The following is a 17,495-nucleotide window of genomic DNA, read 5'->3' as shown; positions in this document are numbered from 1 at the left end:
CGGGGACGTTGCGCACAAGCGTACTGCAAACAAGCGCACAAAAGCGCTGACGAAAATCAGCTTTAAGCACGTTTATGTCAGTCTCGCGATAGCGCCCGCAACACTCAGTTGTTAAAAGGGACGTCTTTGAAAATCATCGCGAAAGGATCTCGACCATGTCTGCAACCTTCACTAAAAGCGCCCTGTTCCTGGGTTTGCTGCTTGGCCTCAGTCAGGCTCAGGCGGCCAGCGAGCCAAGTCCTACGGCTCTGGCCTCTGGTTTGGGCATCCCGCACCCGGCGGTGATCGCCCACCGTGGCGCGTCTTTCGATGCACCGGAATCCACCGCCGCCGCATACAAACTCGCACGCGACCTGGGTGCCGATTACCTGGAACTGGACCTGCAACGCAGCAAGGACGGCGTGCTGTTCGCCCTGCACGATAACAACCTGCAACGTACCACTGACGTCGCCAGCAAATTCCCCGAGCGCAAGGACAGCCCGGCCAACGCGTTTACCATGGCCGAGCTGAAAACCCTCGATGCTGGCAGTTGGTTCAACACCGCGTACCCGGATCGCGCTCGCCCGTCCTACGCCGGCCTGAAAATTCTGACCCTCGATGAAATTATCGACATCGCCCAAGGCAACTCGCAGCACAAGCCCGGCCTGTACATCGAAACCAAGGAGCCTAAGCAATTTCCTGGCATCGAACATGATCTGAAACAGAAACTGCAAACCCGTGGCTGGCTCAGCCCGGCAGGTTCGAAGCTGGCGAAAAGCGAGCTTGCAGTCGGTCAAGGCAAAGGCAAGGTGATCCTGCAAACCTTCGAGAAAAACAGCCTCGAACTGCTGCAAAAGGAAATGCCGCAAGTGCCGAAAATCCTGTTGTTGTGGGTCGGCGAAGGCAGCATCGAACCGCAATCGACGGTCTCGTTTGCCCAGTCCGGCGAGAAAGACAAAGCCGCCTACTACGCCAAACAGCAACCCAAGGACAAAGCCGAGTTCCAGCGCTGGGTCGATTACGCCAAGACCCAGGGCGCCATCGGCACCGGCCCGTCCGCTGCGCTCACCCAAGGTGGCGATCAGAGTTACTCGGACCTGGTGCAACCGTGGATGAACCAGTACACCCACGATCAGGGCCTGCTGGTGCACGTCTACACCATCGACGAGGTGGTTGATTATCAGAAAGTCATGGACGCCGGTGTCGACGGCATCTTCACCAACCGCGCCAGCGAACTGCTGAAGTTCTACAAACGCTCGGCCCCCGCCAGCGTGGCGCAAGTCCTGCAGAACAACGGTTTCTAAACGCAGACGTAAAACCTGTGAGCGTGGCTTGCCCGCGATAGCGCAATGTCAGTCAACATTGATGTTGGAGCTGACGGCCTCTTCGCGGGCAGCCACGTTCCCACAGAAGTTGATGCAAGACATGTAGAAGAATTTAAGGGTGGATTAAGTTACACCGGCTAACCTGATTTCACTTAAACAGCTCAACAAGGAAAGACATCATGAAGACTCTGACTGCCCTGTTCACCGCCGCTGCCCTGACCCTCACCACTGGTTTGGCCCAGGCCGATGTTCCTGTCGACCAGATTCCTCAGTTGGTCAAGGACGGCAAGATCAAGCCGCTGGAAGAGCTGAACCAGATCGTCCTGAAGCTGCACCCGGGCGCCACCATTACCGACAGCGACCTGGACAACCACTTCAACGGTTTCGAGTACGAAGTCGAACTCAAAGACGCCAAAGGCGTTGAATGGGACGTTGATCTGAACGCCGCCACCGGCGAAGTTCTGAAGAACAAAAAAGACGACTGATGCACAGCGCTTTGTAGGAGCCTGCTTGCTGGCGATGAACGATGACGCGATCAACTTGAAGACCGCGTTGCCTGGATCGCCAGCAAGCCGGCTCCTACAAGGTCTGGAAGATGTGATTTTGTCACACAACAAAAAGCCGCACGATTTTCGGATCCTGCGGCTTTTTTGCGCCTGCGCGATCGTTCAGCTCATCACGCGCTCAGTCGTGCCGTCACTTCATTCAACTGCCCCGACAAGCCATGCAGATTATGGCTCGCCGCTTCGGTGCGCTGCACGTTGTCCAGGTTGGTGCTGGCGATGCTGCCAGAGCGGTTCTTGAGGAATAACCGACGTCCCTACCGCAACCGTTCGCAGTTATTTTTCAGTCACAAAAACGTCATCCTCGCTTGCGATGATGCCGCTCACGTGAACCTGTAAATCCTGCGACAGGCGTTTCCCTTTGCGAGCTCTCATGAACCACAGCATCGATCAAAGCCATCGCGACCCGGATCTGTTCGGCCTGCTTTACGGGTTCAGTTTTCGCCCCGGCGAACGCGGCCGGGAGATCGATTCGGCCGAGGCGTTGCGATGCCTGCAACATCCGGAAGACGACGAGCAATTTCTGTGGCTGCACCTGAACCTCGCCCATGCCGCGTGCGAGCGCTGGATGAAGAGTCATCTGGAGTTACCCAATGAGTTTTTCGAAGCGCTGCATGAGGGCTCGCGTTCGACGCGCATCGAGCACGTCGACTCGACGCTGCTGGCGGTGGTCAACGACGTGGTGTTCAACCTCAGCAGCATGGTCTCCTCCGACGTCTCGACGTTGTGGGTGTGCGCCCGTCGTCGGCTGATCATCAGCGCCCGCCTGCAACCGCTGCACTCGGTGGACAAATTGCGCTCGTCGGTGAAGGCCGGTGAACGCTTTCGTTCGCCGCTGGAATTGCTGGTGCATCTGCTGCGCGACCAGGGCGAGGTGCTGACCCAGATCGTGCGCAAGACCAGCCTGAGCGTGGATCAGATCGAAGACGAATTGCTGTCCTCGCGACTGTCGAACAACCGCGCAGAGCTAGGCGCCAATCGACGGGTGTTGGTGCGCCTGCAACGCCTGCTGGCGCTGGAGCCGGGCTCGTTGCTGCGCCTGCTCAACCGTCCACCGCAATGGCTGCAAAAAGAGGACGTGAAGGAGTTGCGCAAATCTACCGAGGAGTTTGCGCTGATCATCAACGACCTCACGGCGCTGGGTGAGCGGATCAAGCTGTTGCAGGAAGAAATCGCCGCCAACCTCAACGAACAAAGTAACCGCACACTGTTTACCCTGACAGTGGTGACGGTGCTGGCCTTGCCGATTAACATCATCGCCGGTTTCTTCGGCATGAACGTCGGCGGCGTACCGCTTTCCCAGGATCCGGAAGGCTTTTGGATTCTGGTGGCGCTGGTGGCGACGTTCACCGTGATTGCCGGACGCTGGGCATTTCGCAAGCGACAGGATTACTAAACGCCGGAGTATTCTGTAGGAGCGAGCTTGCTCCCATAGGGCTCCATGTCACACGGCAGATCTAATCACCTCCCCCAACCAAACCATGAACACCCTTACCCGCAGCGGCAAATGCCGTTGCCGGGCATAAAGCAACGACACCCCCAATGACGGTGCGTTGAACTGCGGCAACACCTCCACCAACTCACCGCGGCGCAAATACTTTTGCATGCCCATCCTCGGCGCCTGGATCAAACCGAATCCCCCCAGACACGCTGACTCATAGGCATCGGTGCTGTTGACCGTGACGCTGCCAATCATCGGCACTCGCTGCACCTGGCTTTCGTCCACGTAGACAAAACCTTCCGAGCGCGAGCCCAGCACGCCGACGTAATGCACCAGTCGATGCTGCGCCAGGTCTTCAAGTCGTTGCGGCATGCCATGACGCCGCAAGTATTCCGGGCTGGCGCAATTGATCATGCCCAAGTCACACAGATGCCGCGCCACCACCGATTGATCCGGTTGCGCACCGATCCGCAGCACGCAATCAAACCCTTCGGCGAGCAAGTCGACCCGGCGATCGGTGCTGCTGATTTCCAGCTCAAGCAGCGGATGACGCTCCATGAATTCCGGCAGGCGCGGCATCACCAAACGACGGGCCAGAATATTCGGCAGGTCGATACGAATCCGACCAACCAGCGACGCCTCGTCCTGACGAAACAGGCCCTCGATTTCATCCATGTGCGACAGCAGATCCTTGCTGCGCTCGTACAACACCAGACCATCCTGCGTCGCCTGGACCTTGCGCGTGGTGCGTTGCAGCAGACGGGCACCGAGCAACGCTTCCAGCGCCTGCACATGCTCTGAGACCGTTGACCGAGGCAAGCCAAGACTTTCTCCAGCCAACGTGAAACTCGACATTTCGCTGACCCGGACAAAGGTGCGCAACAGTTCCAGTTTGTTCATGGTTCGCCCTGCAATTGTTCGGATTATCCGACCAGTGATTCCGATTTCACCCTGTTTATCACCCCTCAGCGGATAAATAAACTTCCTCACATCAACCGCCCACTGCAAAAGAGGAAGCCCCATGAACCGTAAAATCGCACTGATCACCGGCGCCAGCCGCGGCCTCGGCAAGAATGCCGCCCTGCACCTGGTCACCCAGGGCATCGACATCATCGGCACCTACAACAGCCGTGCCGATGAAGCACGGGCGCTGGTGGCGGAAGTTGAAAGCCTTGGTGGTCGCGCCGTGATGCTGCAACTGGATGTCGGCCAGAGTGAAAGCTTCGCGGCCTTCAGCAGCGAGGTCGCGCAGGTCTTGCGCAATCATTTCGACCGCAAGCACTTCGATTTCCTGATCAACAACGCCGGGATCGGACTGCATGCGAACTTCGTCGACACCACCGTCGAACAGTTCGATTTGCTGGTGAACATCCAATTCAAGGGACCGTTCTTCCTCACGCAAAATTTGTTGCCATTGATCAATGACGGTGGACGCATCATCAACATTTCCAGCGGCCTCGCCCGTTTCAGCCTGCCGGGTCATAGCGCCTATGCAGCGATGAAGGGTGCGATGGAAGTGCTGACGCGTTACCAGGCCAAGGAACTCGGTGCCCGCAACATCACGGCGAACATCCTGGCACCCGGTGCGATCGAAACGGATTTCGGTGGTGGAGCGGTTCGGGACAACTCCGCGCTGAACACCCTCGTGGCGAACAACACCGCGCTGGGTCGCGCCGGTTTGCCGGATGACATTGGTGCCGCGATTGCGCTGCTGTTGGCGCCGGGAAGCCAGTGGATCAATGGGCAGCGCGTGGAAGCGTCAGGCGGGATGTTTTTGTAAACATGAACACGGCATAAAACCCTGTGGCGAGGGAGCTTGCTCCCGCTGGAGCGCAAAGCGGTCCCTTTTCCCGACTACTTTGCAATCGAACGGGAGCAAGCTCCCTCGCCACAAACATACAACTCAGCAAACTTCGCGAACCACCAACATCCGCTCCCGCACCACGTCATACACCCAGTGATAGATGTAGGTGTACGGCAGGAAGAACAGCAACACGCCGATGTCCAGCAAAAATGCCTGCCACAGGCTGACACTCAGCCACCAGGCAATCAGCGGCACACCCATCGCCACCAAGCCGCCTTCAAATAGCAATGCATGCACAACGCGGGTCCAGGCGTTATGGGCAATGGCAAAGCGTTTGAGCGCACGGTCGAACATCCCGTTGAACACCACGTTCCAGCCCAGTGCCAGGGCGGCAATGAGGACGGTCACCATTCCCATTTCCAGCATGGGTTTGTCCATGATCCACGCCAGCAGCGGCGTACAAATGAGGATGGCCAGCAGTTCAAAGCCGATGGCCTGGAAAATTCGTTCGGTGATGGATTTGTTGGCGCTCATGGCCTGACTCCTTGAACAACTTGATGACTGACTGTGGTTGTCATGATCCGTCATCACACCGATACTTCATAACCAATAACCATCGATCAAGGCGATAGTTCATGGCCTCCCACGAAGTACTGCTGGCGTTTGTCGAAGCCGCGACCCAAGGCTCGTTCTCCGCTGCGGCGCGCAAACTGGGCCGCAGTCAGTCGACCATCAGCGCGGCAGTTGCCAGCCTGGAGATCGATCTGAACCTGACCCTGTTCGACCGCAGCAGCCGCAAGCCCAGCCTGACACCGGCCGGGCACGTCATGTTGCAACGGGCCGAAGAGATTCTTGCGGCCACCAGCCGGCTGGAAATGACCGCCAGCCAACTGTCCCAAGGGGTCGAGCCCAAATTGACCGTGGCACTTTCCGACACCTATCAGTCGGACCGCTTCGAAGACGCGCTCAGTGCTTTCGAGCAGCGTTACCCGGACCTTGAACTCGAATGCCTGATCGCTGAATGCGAGGACCTTGTGGCCCTTGTGCAAAGCGGCCGGGCGCACGTGGCATTCGCCGAAATGCAGGACAGTTATCCACCGGACCTGGTCAGCTCGACGGTAGACGAGCGCACTGAATTTGCCTTGTTCGCGTCTCCCCGGCACCCGCTGGCGACGCAGAAAAACATCAATCAGGACCTGCTGTATCAGCACCGCGAGTTGCGTCTGGCGACCATCGTCAATCCGTATGAAAGTCGGGCGAAGGGCCGCGTCTGGTCGGCGCCAAGTTATCTGATGCTGCTGGAAATGGCCCAGGGCGGGTTCGGCTGGGCGCCATTGCCGCGCTGGCTGGTGGAGCGCTTCGGCCCGGGCACGTTGCAGGAACTGGACGTCCGCGGCTGGCCGAAAACGGTGTCGGTCGGGGCGCTGTGGTCGCGCTTGAACCCGCCAGGCCCGGCGGGGAGCTGGTTGCTCGGCAAAATGCTGGAATAACGCTGCAGCCAATCGCGGGTTATCATGCCCGCCTCCGTCCCGCCGCGATTCCAGACCATGACTTACAGCGTTTCCCCCATCGGCTTCGTGCACTCCTGCTTCAAGGAAAAGTTTGCGATTCCGCGCCAGCCGCAACTGGCACCGGCCGCACGTGGCGTCCTGGAATTGGTGGCGCCTTTTGATCAGGGGGATGCAGTGCAGGGGCTGGAACAGGTCAGCCATGTCTGGCTGTTGTTTCTGTTCCATCAGGCTCTGGAAGAAAAACCACGCTTGAAGGTGCGCCCACCTCGCCTCGGCGGCAACAAATCCATGGGGGTGTTCGCTACGCGCGCGACGCATCGCCCCAATGGCATCGGGCAGTCTGTGGTCAAACTGGACAAGGTCGAAGCCAATCGTCTGTGGATTTCCGGGATCGACCTGTTGGACGGCACTCCCGTGCTCGACATCAAACCCTACGTGCCCTACGCCGACATCATCGATTCGGCCTCCAACAGCATCGCCAGCGCGGCACCGCAGTTGATTACCGTGCATTGGGCAGACTCAGCGCTGCAACAGGCTCACGAACACGCTCAGCGTCTTGGTGAACCATTGGTTGAGCTGATTGAACAATGCCTGGCGCAAGACCCGCGGCCGGCGTACCAGACACCCGCACCGGAAAGAGAATACGGCGCGCAACTCTGGGACGTGGATGTGCGGTGGCATTACCCGACACCGGAGTTGATTAGGGTGCTTGAGGTCATCCCCGCAAACGCATAATCCGCAAAAACGAAAAAGCCCGCGCTGCCTTCTCAGGCTGCGCGGGCTTTCTTGTTGTGTCCTGTAGGAGCGCGATAACGGTCTGATTTCAGCACCGATGTCGACGGAACGAACGCCATCGCTGGCAAGCCAGCGCCTACAGGTGACCTTCGGTCACTTCTCGACGAACGCACGCTCGATCAGGTAATCACCCGGCTCGCGCATCCGCGGCGAGACTTTCAGACCGAAGCTGTTCAGTACTTCGCTGGTCTCGTCGAGCATGCTCGGGCTGCCGCACAACATGGCGCGGTCGTCCTGCGGGTTGATCGGCGGCAGGCCGATGTCGCTGAACAGCTTGCCACTGCGCATCAGGTCGGTCAGGCGACCTTCGTTCTCGAACGGCTCACGGGTAACGGTCGGGTAGTAGATCAACTTGTCACGCAGCGCATCACCGAAGAACTCGTTCTGCGGCAGGTGCTCGGTGATGAACTCGCGGTAGGCGACTTCGTTGACGTAACGCACGCCGTGGCACAGGATCACTTTTTCGAAACGCTCGTAGGTTTCCGGATCCTGGATGACGCTCATGAACGGCGCCAGACCGGTACCGGTGCTGAGCAGGTACAAGTGTTTGCCAGGCTTCAAGTCATCCAGCACCAGCGTGCCGGTAGGCTTCTTGCTGATGATGATCTCGTCGCCTTCCTTCAGGTGCTGCAACTGGGAAGTCAGCGGACCATCCGGCACCTTAATGCTGAAGAACTCGAGATGCTCTTCCCAGTTCGGGCTGGCAATCGAGTAAGCGCGCATAAGCGGGCGGCCGTTGGGCTGTTGCAGGCCGATCATCACGAACTGACCGTTCTCGAAGCGCAGGCCCGGATCGCGGGTGCACTTGAAGCTGAACAGAGTGTCGTTCCAGTGATGAACACTGAGGACACGCTCGTGGTTCATGTTGCTCATGTACGTGGGACTCCTGGAGATTAGGTCTGCGCTAGCTCATTCGGACGAGCGCTGCGGCGCGCAATTGCATCGCATTCTAATAGCGACGACAATATCTGTTAACTGGATTATTAAGATAAGGGTTATCGGTTATATCGATATGCGATTTACTCTTCGTCAACTACAAGTCTTCGTCGCCGTCGCCCAGCAGGAGAGCGTATCCCGTGCTGCGGGCCTGCTCAACCTCTCGCAATCGGCGGCGAGCACCTCGATCACCGAACTGGAGCGCCAATGCAGCTGCCAGTTGTTCGACCGTGCCGGCAAACGACTGAGCCTCAACGCGCTGGGCAAGCAATTGCTGCCGCAAGCTGTCGCCCTGCTGGACCAGGCCAAGGAAATCGAGGACCTGCTCAATGGCAAATCGGGTTTCGGCTCACTGGCGGTGGGCGCGACGCTGACCATCGGCAACTACCTGGCGACCCTGCTGATCGGCAGCTTCATGCAGCGCCATCCGGAAAGCCAGGTAAAGCTGCACGTGCAGAACACTGCCAATATCGTGCAACAAGTGGCTCACTATGAAATTGATCTGGGTCTAATCGAGGGCGATTGCAGCCACCCGGACATCGAAGTACAGAGCTGGGTCGAAGACGAATTGGTGGTGTTTTGCGCCCCGCAGCATCCGCTGGCCAAGCGTGGCACGGCGACCATGGACGAACTGAGCCACGAAGCATGGATTTTGCGAGAGCAAGGTTCGGGCACGCGGCTGACTTTCGACCAAGCCATGCGCCACCATCGCAGCGCGTTGAATGTCCGCCTGGAGCTGGAGCACACCGAAGCGATCAAGCGCGCGGTGGAGTCTGGTTTGGGGATTGGCTGTATTTCGCGGCTGGCGTTACGCGATGCATTCCGCCGCGGCAGTCTCGTCGCGGTGGAAACGCCGGATCTGGACCTGTCGCGGCAGTTCTACTTCATCTGGCACAAACAGAAATACCAGACCTCGGCGATGCGCGAGTTCCTCGATCTGTGCCGCGCCTTCACCGCCGGGGTCCAGCGCAGCGACGAGATCGTGTTGCCGACCATCGCTTAAAGCAGAATAACGGCCCACACCAGCGCGATCATGCTCAACGCCACGAATTGGGCGGCACTGCCCATGTCCTTGGCATTCTTGGACAGCGGGTGCAATTCAAGGGAAATACGGTCGATGGCCGCTTCCACTGCCGAATTAAGCAACTCGACGATCAACGCCAGCAGACAGACCGCAATCAGCAACGCCTGCTCGACTCGACTGACGTTCAGGAAGAACGACAACGGAATCAGGATGGCATTGAGCAACACCAGTTGCCGAAAAGCGGCTTCACCGGTGAAAGCGGCGCGCAGGCCGTCCAGCGAGTAGCCGGAAGCGTTGAGAATACGTTTAAGGCCGGTCTGGCCTTTGAAAGGTGACATAGAGTAGGCAACTGACTTAGAGAAGTGGGAAAGCTAGATTAACCAAAGTCAAAAAAGCGTGAAGCCGCCAACCATCAATGGCTGGAAATTGACTCAAGTTGTTGCAAGAGCAGCGCGGCCTGGGTACGGGTCCGCACATTCAGCTTACGGAAAATCGCAGTCACGTGCGCCTTGATGGTCGCCTCGGAAACACTCAATTCATAAGCAATCTGTTTGTTCAGCAAGCCTTCGCAAACCATGGTCAGCACCCGGAATTGCTGGGGTGTCAGGCTGGCAAGCCCTTCACTGGCAGCCTTGGCTTCATCGGAAACGCTGACCGCTTCGAACGCCTGCGGAGGCCAGAAAACGTCGCCGTCGAGTACGGCACGCACGGCTTTCTGAATGACCCCAAGATCGCTGGATTTTGGAATAAAACCGCTGGCGCCGAACTCACGGGATTTGACCATGATGGTCGCCTCTTCCTGAGCCGAGACCATGACCACCGGAATCTGTGGGTACTGACCACGCAACAGGACCAGCCCGGAAAAACCGTAGGCGCCCGGCATGTTCAGGTCCAGCAGCACCAGATCCCAATCGGCTTTTTCGGTGAGGCGGGTTTCCAGTTCGGCAATGCTCGCCACCTCCACCAGACGGACATCCGGCCCAAGGCCCAACGTCAGCGCTTGATGCAAGGCACTTCGAAAAAGTGGGTGGTCATCGGCAATCAGGATTTCGTATGTGGCCATTGTTCAAATGATCCTGTTTTTCATGGAAAGCCCGATGCATTCGGGCCTCGCCAAAGCAACGCCAGGCACAGCCACGCAGCTGCACTGACAAGGCACGCTCAACGCCAAAAACGGCGTTGAAAACTCTGGTCGTACCTAATCGGCGCCAAGCATGCCCAGCGAAGCCGGGGTGGTCAAGCAGCATGGCCACTACACTTTATTGCAGTATGCGCGACAATCAGTCCAGCACTGGGGTTGTCGACTGAACATAGGGCATCAACTCGGCATGGGCCGGGGTCGAGACGTTCATTTCAAGCTGATGCTTGGCATCGAGATAATGCTGGCTGAACACGTCGAAATAGGCGTCCAGCGCTGAAGCCGCGTCCGTATCGCCGGCAAGATCAAGGCACAACGCCGCGACTTCCGCCGTACACAGGTGCTCGCTTCGCGTGGACCGGCGCAACCGGTAGCGGGACAGTTTTTCGGGCAGCAGACTGAGTATCGGCAATCCATCGAAATACGGACTTTTTCGGAAAATCTTCCGTGCTTCAGTCCAGGTCGCATCCAACAGGATGAAGAGCGGGCGTTTATCACTGTCAACATCAACGCTGTTGGTCACGCGCTCCGGCGCAACATACTCACCCGGGAACACCAGATAAGGCTGCCATTGCGGATCGGACAATAACGCCAGCAATTGCGGATCGATTTCGGTGCGAGACCAGATGAACGCATGGTTGTCAGCGACCACATCAGCGATCAGCCAACCGGTATTGCTCGGCTTGAACACTTCCTTGTTGGTCATGATCAGGCAAACCCCGGAGCGAGACTGGACCTTGGGGCGCCAGGCACACAGGCAATGGCTGAGGATGACCCGACAGTCGTGGCAACGCGGTGCCCGCCAGCCACGGGCCTGAATCGGCTTGATCCCTTCTTCTTCGCGCTGGTCACGCAGGCGGGCTACGGCGTTGGGGGCATGACTCATCGCAGGCAACACCGGCGGGGAAGGAAAATCGACACGAAAAACACTCGGCAGGGTAAATAGAGTGGGCAGTTTACCAGACCGTTTAGCGCAAGCCTGTACCGTCCGGGCCTGCTCTCCTATAATTCGCCGCCACTGAACGCACAGTCACGTGATAGGTCAAACCACCCATCACCGCCCCAGGAGAGTTTCATGCTGCGCCTTATCGTTCCCACCGCTGCCATTCTGCTGGCGTCGTCCTTCAACGCTCAGGCCGCATCCTTGAGTGAGCAGAATCTGAACAGAGAGCTGCGAAACGTTGCCGCACAAAGCAGCGTCGGCACTCCACGGGCCATCAATGAAGACATTCTCGATCAGGGCTACACCGTCGAAGGCAACACATTGATCAACCACTTGAGCGTACAAAGCAGCCACGCCGACAAGATGCGCGCCGACCCGAAGGCCGTGTACTTCCAGCTTGGCGCTTCTGTCTGCAACAACCCGTCCTACCGCAAGTTGATGGCCAAGGGCGCAGTGATGCGTTACGACTTCACCGAGGTCAAGACCAACCGTGCGGTCGGTTCGGCCAGCTACCAGGAATCGGATTGCCCGAAAGCGGCGCCGAAGAAAAAGTAGTCAATTGGAATTGGCGCGTCGCTGTTCATCCTCGGCGCGCAGTTCTGCCAGCAATGCCTGCAAGTAATGCGATCGATGCTCACTGCTCTGCAAACGTCGGTAGCACTCCTCTTCGAGGCTCAAATGATGGGTCTCGGCTGATGACTTCAGCAATTGATACAGCTGTGTATCAATTTCCAGAATGACTCTGGTCATGGCTTCCCGCCTCCCTGCACGTTCACTCGTATCGAGCGATAAATCCTTGAACCACTTGTGTCGTGCGCCCTGCCGTTGACGCAAAGTTGTCGCGTGACACTTGTAACTTAGTAAACCAGAGTGGCAGACACCCGCCGCGGGTTCAGACGAGCGGTGAAACCACGTTGCAAATAGTCATTAAGCGGTTGCCAGGAAAGACTTTGTGGCGCAATGATCAAGGCAGCGAAAATCACTGCAAGGGTCTAGTTTTCAGAGTGTCCCGTTCACTTTTCGAGACCGGAAAGAGTCCCTCTAACGCAACATGTTGTGCGAACGTTTCTTTCATTCCAGGGAATAACAGAGCCTGTATGGATGACCCGACGTGCCATTCGGGTCGAGTGGATCGCCCAGGCATGGGCCTGGGCAGACAGCGACACATGAAGTGTCGTGGCATCGACGCAGCTTGTCGGGGCCAAAGGTTCTGTGCAGAAGGAGAAGTTGAATGCCTTACCAACCAAATGACCTCCTGAGCCGTCATTTCGAAGAAAGCGGCCACGACCTCATCAGCAAGGTTGAAGAGCAACTCAACCTTGTTTCACCCAACAGCCCGAACATTCCGATTTACCGCGACATGATCCTGACCGTGCTGCGCATGGCCCAGGAAGACCATAACCGCTGGAACGCCAAGATCACCCTGCAAGCCCTGCGCGAACTGGAGCATGCGTTTCGTGTACTCGAACAGTTCAGGGGGCGACGCAAAGTGACTGTTTTCGGTTCGGCACGCACCCCGGTCGAACATCCGTTGTACGCGATGGCCCGAGAGCTTGGCGCCGCCCTGGCACGCTCCGACCTGATGGTCATTACCGGTGCCGGTGGCGGCATCATGGCCGCAGCACATGAAGGAGCCGGCCTGACCCACAGCCTGGGATTCAACATCACCTTGCCCTTCGAACAACACGCCAACCCGACCGTCAACGGCACGACCAACCTGCTGCCCTTCCACTTCTTCTTTACCCGCAAGCTGTTCTTCGTCAAGGAAGCCGATGCGCTGGTGCTGTGTCCCGGAGGTTTCGGCACACTGGATGAAGCGCTGGAAGTGCTGACACTGATCCAGACCGGCAAGAGCCCGCTGGTACCGGTGGTTTTGCTGGACGCACCCGGCGGCAAATTCTGGCAAGGGGCGCTGGACTTCATTCACCAGCAACTGGAGGAAAACAGTTACATCCTGCCAACCGACATGAAGCTGGTCAGACTGGTCTACAGCGTGGAAGAAGCGGTTGATCACATCAATCAGTTCTACAGTAACTTCCACTCCAGCCGCTGGCTCAAGCATCAGTACTTGATTCGCATGAACCACACACTCAGCGAGCGCGCACTCGAACACATGCAGGAAGCGTTTGCCGACCTGTGCCTGAGCGAGCATTTCCATCAGCATGCCTACAACGGCGAAGAACACGACGAAGCGCAGTTCAGTCACCTGGTGCGCCTGGCCTTCAACTTCAATGCTCGTAACCATGGTCGACTGCGTGAACTGGTGGACTACATCAACCTGCCGGAAAACTGGGTACAAACCAAACCCCAGGGGCAAGAACGTACACGGGAGTCATCGAAAGTTACGTGAAGGCATAAAAAAACGGCCCGCTATCAAGTAGCGAGCCGTTTCATTCAATCGTCCATCCCTCGACCGCTGAGTAGGCGGCTGATCATTTCCATGGAATATCCCCGATACGCCAGAAACCTGCCTTGTTTGGCGCGTTCTCGCACGTCTACCGGTATTTCACCGGAAAACTTGCGTCGCCAGGTATCCGTCAGTTGCGCCTGCCAGTCGATACCGCTTTCGCGCAAGGCGAGTTCGATGTCGCTACGTTGCAGGCCGCGCTGGCTCAACTCTTCACGAATACGCAAAGGGCCGTAACCAGAACGGGCGCGGTAGGAAACAAAGCTTTCGAGATAACGGGTTTCGGACAACAGGCCCTCTTCCGTCAAGCGGTCGAGTGCTGTTTCGATCATTTCAGGGAGGGCGCCGCGCTGACGCAGTTTACGCGTCAGCTCGACTCGACCGTGCTCGCGTCGCGCGAGCAGGTCCATTGCGGTTCGCCGCACCGCGACGAGTGTATCCAGTACGGCGGTCATCGCTTCGATCAGATATCAGCGTCAGCCAGATCGACTTCGGTCTCTTTGACCGCAGAGGCTTTAGCGTCTGCTACCGACGAAGGGGACAGCAGCTTGTCACGCAGTTGCTTCTCGAGGGTGGCCGCGATATCCGGGTTATCCGCCAGGTACTTGGCCGAGTTGGCCTTGCCCTGACCGATCTTGGTGCCGTTGTAGGCATACCAGGCACCGGACTTCTCGACGAAACCGTGCAGAACACCCAGGTCGATCATCTCACCGTTGAGATAGATACCCTTGCCGTAAAGAATCTGGAACTCGGCCTGACGGAACGGCGAAGCGACCTTGTTCTTCACAACCTTGACGCGGGTTTCGCTACCGACGACTTCATCACCTTCTTTCACCGCGCCAGTGCGGCGGATGTCCAGACGAACCGATGCATAGAACTTCAGCGCGTTACCACCGGTGGTGGTTTCCGGGCTGCCGAACATCACGCCGATTTTCATACGGATCTGGTTGATGAAGATCACCAGGCAGTTGGCGTTCTTGATGTTACCGGTGATTTTACGCAGCGCCTGGGACATCAGACGGGCTTGCAGGCCCACGTGCATGTCACCCATTTCGCCTTCGATTTCAGCCTTTGGCACCAGGGCGGCCACGGAGTCGACGATGATCACGTCGACCGCGTTGGAACGCACCAGCATGTCGGTGATTTCGAGGGCCTGTTCGCCGGTGTCCGGCTGGGACACCAGCAGGTCGTCGACGTTGACGCCCAGCTTGCCGGCGTATTCAGGGTCGAGGGCGTGTTCGGCGTCGACGAATGCGCAAGTCGCGCCGGCTTTTTGAGCCTGGGCGATCACGGACAAGGTCAGTGTGGTTTTACCGGAAGATTCAGGACCGTAGATTTCAACAATACGGCCTTTTGGCAGACCGCCGATGCCGAGAGCAATGTCCAGCCCCAGAGAGCCAGTGGAAATGGCCGGGATCGCCTGACGGTCCTGATCGCCCATACGCATTACGGCACCCTTGCCGAATTGACGTTCGATCTGACCCAGGGCCGCAGCCAAGGCTTTCTTCTTGTTGTCGTCCATTAAAGTCCTCACGTAATCAATAAGGCCTTACGGCCAACACCTGTATAAGTAGCCAGTATTATTCCACAGCGATTCGGTATCGCCTACCCCTGATTTGAGATTTCTGCCGCGGCATAGCGAAGCAACCCCTCTAGCGCGGCCTTCACCGTTTGTCGGCGGACATCATCACGGTTACCGGGGAAGTGCTGCCTCTCGCTGAACACCTCATCCCCCACGCCCCAGGCCAGCCACACCGTGCCGACCGGCTTGTTCGCCGTTCCACCATCCGGCCCGGCGATGCCACTGACGGCCACGGAAAAATACGCGCTGTTTTTTTTCTGCGCCCCCCGGACCATGGCCTCGACCACTTCACGACTGACCGCCCCGACCGTGGTGAACAACTCCACCGGGACATCGAGTTGCAGGGTTTTCTGTCGGTTGGAGTAGGTGACATAACCGGCCTCGAACCATGCCGAACTCCCCGGTATACGGGTGATTGCCTCAGCAATGCCGCCACCGGTGCAAGACTCGGCCGTGGTGACGTGAGCATTGAGAACCTGCAGGTGTCGGCCGAGTTCAGCGGCCAGTTGGGTGATCTCTTTCACAGTCATCTCCTGATCGGGCGGAATGAGGTTAACCGTACACGAGCAAACCGCACTTGCAAGCTGCAGGGTCAATCAAAATGTGAGGAATCGGAGGCTCTGGCAAAAGGTCTCGCGGGTGATCAATCCGCCGTGTCACGGGATGAACGATCAGGAACACCTATACGCTTGGCGGCCCAACGCTCATAAAGCCCGATAACGACGTCCGTTCCGGCCATTGCGGTCAGACAGCCGCCCGCACAAACGGCCCAGATCGAGACATTCGCGGCGTGCAGCAACATGATCGCAGACACGCCGCAAATCATACTGGAGCCCGACCGCAAGGTCAGGCGACGGACAAGGGGCCAACCCCTCACACCTTCTTTATCGGCACGCCACATTTCACCGGCGACGCCACCAAGAAGTGGCAGAGTGATGACCAGCCAAAGAGGCATATCCAACAACGCATACTGCTCTGCGGTCATTTCGAGCCTCCCTGGATAACCGGTGAAAAATCAGATCTGTCGTCGCCAACTCTCGTCAGACAGGCAACAAGAATATGCACCAATGCATACTCAGTCAATGCGCAAGCGCATATAACCGATAAGCCAATGCTTTCCCCAGACGAAAAAAAACCGCACAAGCGGCGGTTTTATCCAAGCATCTGCACAGGCTAGCGGGCGTACATACCCCACCAGAAAACGTGGCCGAGGATGACGATTGGCTCCTCCTGGATATCCTGAAACGTGTAATCCTCGTCGGGATGCTCATCCCGATTGAAGCTGCGCAGTCGAATCCCGGTCGGCAGGCGGTACAGCTGTTTCACCCGCAATTGACCATTGTGATTGATCGCATACAGGTCGCCGTCAACGATATCGCCAATGCCACACTTGCCGGCATTCACACCGACCGTGGCGCCATCGCGCAGGACAGGCAGCATGCTGTTACCGCGCACCGTCACGCATTTGGCCTGATCGAACTGCACACCGTTATGACGCAGGCTGCGCTTGCCGAAACGCAGACTAGAGCGCTCGCTCTCTTCAATGACGAAGCGTCCGGACCCTGCGGCCAATTCAACCTCACGAAGAAAGGGCACCGATACCTCGTCGTCATCGACCGGGGTGTCGTCGTCCCACAGGCTTATGTCCTTGAGCTCCGAGTGCAGCTGACTGCGCCCGGCAGTGTTGGCCGCCGTGATATCCACCCGCCCCCGCAATTGGTCGGTGCTCACACAAAAATACTCGGCGATCTTCGAGATGTGTTTATCCGACGGATCGACAATCTTCCCGCCGAGAATCCGCGAGAGCGTGGATTGAGGCACGCCGGTGCGACGGTGAAGCTCCGTGGGGGAGATCCCGTGCTGATCGAGCAGCGCTCTCAGGACAGTAGAAACATTGCGTTTTTGCATAAACGAATAGTGCGTGTTCTCTTCAGAGAAGACAAATGCTCAATTGCATAACAATGCATAAAGCCGTTGAAACACACCACAGGGCGTTCGCGCCTGCGTCCGGCAGACCGCCCATGGTAATCTTGCGTCCATTGCGCAA

21 protein-coding genes are annotated in these 17,495 nt (G+C 57.8%); 9 read left to right on the top strand and 12 right to left on the bottom strand.

Going from position 1 to position 17,495, the window contains the following annotated elements; genetic code table 11:
• The first annotated feature begins 155 nt into the window (after positions 1–155).
• The 3 genes from CKW15_RS08305 to CKW15_RS08295 all read left to right on the top strand — a co-directional run bounded on the left by CKW15_RS08305 (position 156) and on the right by CKW15_RS08295 (position 3,263).
• A complete protein-coding gene (locus CKW15_RS08305) occupies positions 156–1,283 on the top strand; it encodes a glycerophosphodiester phosphodiesterase (RefSeq protein ID WP_095152035.1) in 1,128 nt (375 codons plus the stop codon).
• Between the two features lie 200 nt (positions 1,284–1,483).
• Positions 1,484–1,789, top strand: a complete 306-nt coding sequence (locus CKW15_RS08300; RefSeq protein ID WP_095152034.1) for a PepSY domain-containing protein — start codon at positions 1,484–1,486, stop codon at positions 1,787–1,789.
• 451 nt (positions 1,790–2,240) lie between these two features.
• Positions 2,241–3,263: a transporter gene (locus CKW15_RS08295; protein ID WP_095058879.1), complete on the top strand. Its 1,023-nt coding sequence runs from the start codon at positions 2,241–2,243 to the stop codon at positions 3,261–3,263.
• Positions 3,264–3,311: 48 nt separating this feature from the next.
• Here the strand turns inward: CKW15_RS08295 and CKW15_RS08290 are convergent, their stop codons facing one another.
• The gene (locus tag CKW15_RS08290; RefSeq protein WP_095152033.1) at positions 3,312–4,208 is read right to left on the bottom strand and encodes a LysR family transcriptional regulator; all 897 of its coding nucleotides are present in this window, start codon (positions 4,206–4,208) and stop codon (positions 3,312–3,314) included.
• 121 nt (positions 4,209–4,329) lie between these two features.
• On the opposite strand from CKW15_RS08290, the gene CKW15_RS08285 reads away from it, so the two are divergent.
• Positions 4,330–5,088, top strand: a complete 759-nt coding sequence (locus CKW15_RS08285) for an SDR family NAD(P)-dependent oxidoreductase (protein ID WP_095152032.1) — start codon at positions 4,330–4,332, stop codon at positions 5,086–5,088.
• 123 nt (positions 5,089–5,211) lie between these two features.
• Here the strand turns inward: CKW15_RS08285 and CKW15_RS08280 are convergent, their stop codons facing one another.
• Positions 5,212–5,646: a multidrug/biocide efflux PACE transporter gene (locus tag CKW15_RS08280; protein WP_095058882.1), complete on the bottom strand. Its 435-nt coding sequence runs from the start codon at positions 5,644–5,646 to the stop codon at positions 5,212–5,214.
• Positions 5,647–5,747: 101 nt separating this feature from the next.
• Between CKW15_RS08280 and CKW15_RS08275 the strand changes: the two genes are divergently transcribed.
• Together CKW15_RS08275 and tsaA are read left to right on the top strand one after the other, a co-directional pair.
• Positions 5,748–6,602 carry a LysR family transcriptional regulator gene (locus tag CKW15_RS08275; RefSeq protein WP_095152031.1) on the top strand — a complete coding sequence of 285 codons (855 nt, stop codon included), beginning with the start codon at positions 5,748–5,750 and terminating at the stop codon, positions 6,600–6,602.
• A 57-nt stretch (positions 6,603–6,659) separates the two neighbouring features.
• Positions 6,660–7,358: a tRNA (N6-threonylcarbamoyladenosine(37)-N6)-methyltransferase TrmO gene (gene tsaA, locus CKW15_RS08270; RefSeq protein WP_095152066.1), complete on the top strand. Its 699-nt coding sequence runs from the start codon at positions 6,660–6,662 to the stop codon at positions 7,356–7,358.
• A gap of 153 nt (positions 7,359–7,511) precedes the next feature.
• Here the strand turns inward: tsaA and fpr are convergent, their stop codons facing one another.
• On the bottom strand, positions 7,512–8,291 hold the full coding sequence (fpr, locus tag CKW15_RS08265; RefSeq protein WP_008054100.1) for a ferredoxin-NADP reductase: 780 nt from the start codon (positions 8,289–8,291) through the stop codon (positions 7,512–7,514).
• A gap of 139 nt (positions 8,292–8,430) precedes the next feature.
• Between fpr and CKW15_RS08260 the strand changes: the two genes are divergently transcribed.
• Positions 8,431–9,357: a LysR family transcriptional regulator gene (locus tag CKW15_RS08260; RefSeq protein ID WP_095152030.1), complete on the top strand. Its 927-nt coding sequence runs from the start codon at positions 8,431–8,433 to the stop codon at positions 9,355–9,357.
• Here the strand turns inward: CKW15_RS08260 and CKW15_RS08255 are convergent.
• The 3 genes from CKW15_RS08255 to CKW15_RS08245 form a co-directional block, all read right to left on the bottom strand.
• Positions 9,354–9,716: a diacylglycerol kinase gene (locus tag CKW15_RS08255; RefSeq protein ID WP_007907286.1), complete on the bottom strand. Its 363-nt coding sequence runs from the start codon at positions 9,714–9,716 to the stop codon at positions 9,354–9,356. The genes CKW15_RS08260 and CKW15_RS08255 overlap by 4 nt on opposite strands.
• 74 nt (positions 9,717–9,790) lie before the next feature.
• On the bottom strand, positions 9,791–10,441 hold the full coding sequence (gene erdR / locus CKW15_RS08250; RefSeq protein WP_095058885.1) for a response regulator transcription factor ErdR: 651 nt from the start codon (positions 10,439–10,441) through the stop codon (positions 9,791–9,793).
• 217 nt (positions 10,442–10,658) lie between these two features.
• Positions 10,659–11,402 (bottom strand): tRNA-uridine aminocarboxypropyltransferase, encoded by a 744-nt coding sequence (locus CKW15_RS08245; RefSeq protein ID WP_095152029.1) that lies wholly within the window; start codon positions 11,400–11,402, stop codon positions 10,659–10,661.
• 189 nt (positions 11,403–11,591) lie between these two features.
• Here CKW15_RS08245 and CKW15_RS08240 point away from each other — a divergent pair, with 189 nt between their 5' ends.
• The gene (locus CKW15_RS08240; protein WP_095152028.1) at positions 11,592–12,014 is read left to right on the top strand and encodes a PA3611 family quorum-sensing-regulated virulence factor; all 423 of its coding nucleotides are present in this window, start codon (positions 11,592–11,594) and stop codon (positions 12,012–12,014) included.
• Here CKW15_RS08240 and CKW15_RS08235 read toward each other — a convergent pair whose 3' ends face one another.
• Positions 12,015–12,209, bottom strand: coding sequence for a hypothetical protein (locus CKW15_RS08235; protein ID WP_095152027.1), 195 nt, complete (start codon positions 12,207–12,209; stop codon positions 12,015–12,017). It lies immediately after the preceding gene.
• Between the two features lie 481 nt (positions 12,210–12,690).
• Between CKW15_RS08235 and CKW15_RS08230 the strand changes: the two genes are divergently transcribed.
• Positions 12,691–13,809 carry a TIGR00730 family Rossman fold protein gene (locus tag CKW15_RS08230; RefSeq protein ID WP_095152026.1) on the top strand — a complete coding sequence of 373 codons (1,119 nt, stop codon included), beginning with the start codon at positions 12,691–12,693 and terminating at the stop codon, positions 13,807–13,809.
• A gap of 44 nt (positions 13,810–13,853) precedes the next feature.
• On the opposite strand, the gene recX is transcribed toward CKW15_RS08230, so the two are convergent.
• The 5 genes from recX to CKW15_RS08205 all read right to left on the bottom strand — a co-directional run bounded on the left by recX (position 13,854) and on the right by CKW15_RS08205 (position 17,356).
• On the bottom strand, positions 13,854–14,321 hold the full coding sequence (gene recX / locus CKW15_RS08225; RefSeq protein ID WP_095152025.1) for a recombination regulator RecX: 468 nt from the start codon (positions 14,319–14,321) through the stop codon (positions 13,854–13,856).
• Between the two features lie 8 nt (positions 14,322–14,329).
• On the bottom strand, positions 14,330–15,388 hold the full coding sequence (gene recA, locus CKW15_RS08220; protein ID WP_095058891.1) for a recombinase RecA: 1,059 nt from the start codon (positions 15,386–15,388) through the stop codon (positions 14,330–14,332).
• An 83-nt stretch (positions 15,389–15,471) separates the two neighbouring features.
• Positions 15,472–15,972, bottom strand: a complete 501-nt coding sequence (locus CKW15_RS08215; RefSeq protein ID WP_095058892.1) for a CinA family protein — start codon at positions 15,970–15,972, stop codon at positions 15,472–15,474.
• A 119-nt stretch (positions 15,973–16,091) separates the two neighbouring features.
• Positions 16,092–16,433, bottom strand: coding sequence for a phage holin family protein (locus CKW15_RS08210; RefSeq protein WP_095152024.1), 342 nt, complete (start codon positions 16,431–16,433; stop codon positions 16,092–16,094).
• Positions 16,434–16,621: 188 nt separating this feature from the next.
• The gene (locus CKW15_RS08205) at positions 16,622–17,356 is read right to left on the bottom strand and encodes an XRE family transcriptional regulator (protein ID WP_095152023.1); all 735 of its coding nucleotides are present in this window, start codon (positions 17,354–17,356) and stop codon (positions 16,622–16,624) included.
• Between the last annotated feature and the right edge of the window lie 139 nt (positions 17,357–17,495).

It is taken from the genome of Pseudomonas sp. Irchel s3b5, assembly GCF_900187435.1.
Classification (GTDB): Bacteria; Pseudomonadota; Gammaproteobacteria; order Pseudomonadales; family Pseudomonadaceae; genus Aquipseudomonas.
This window is presented reverse-complemented; position numbering and strand designations above follow the sequence as displayed.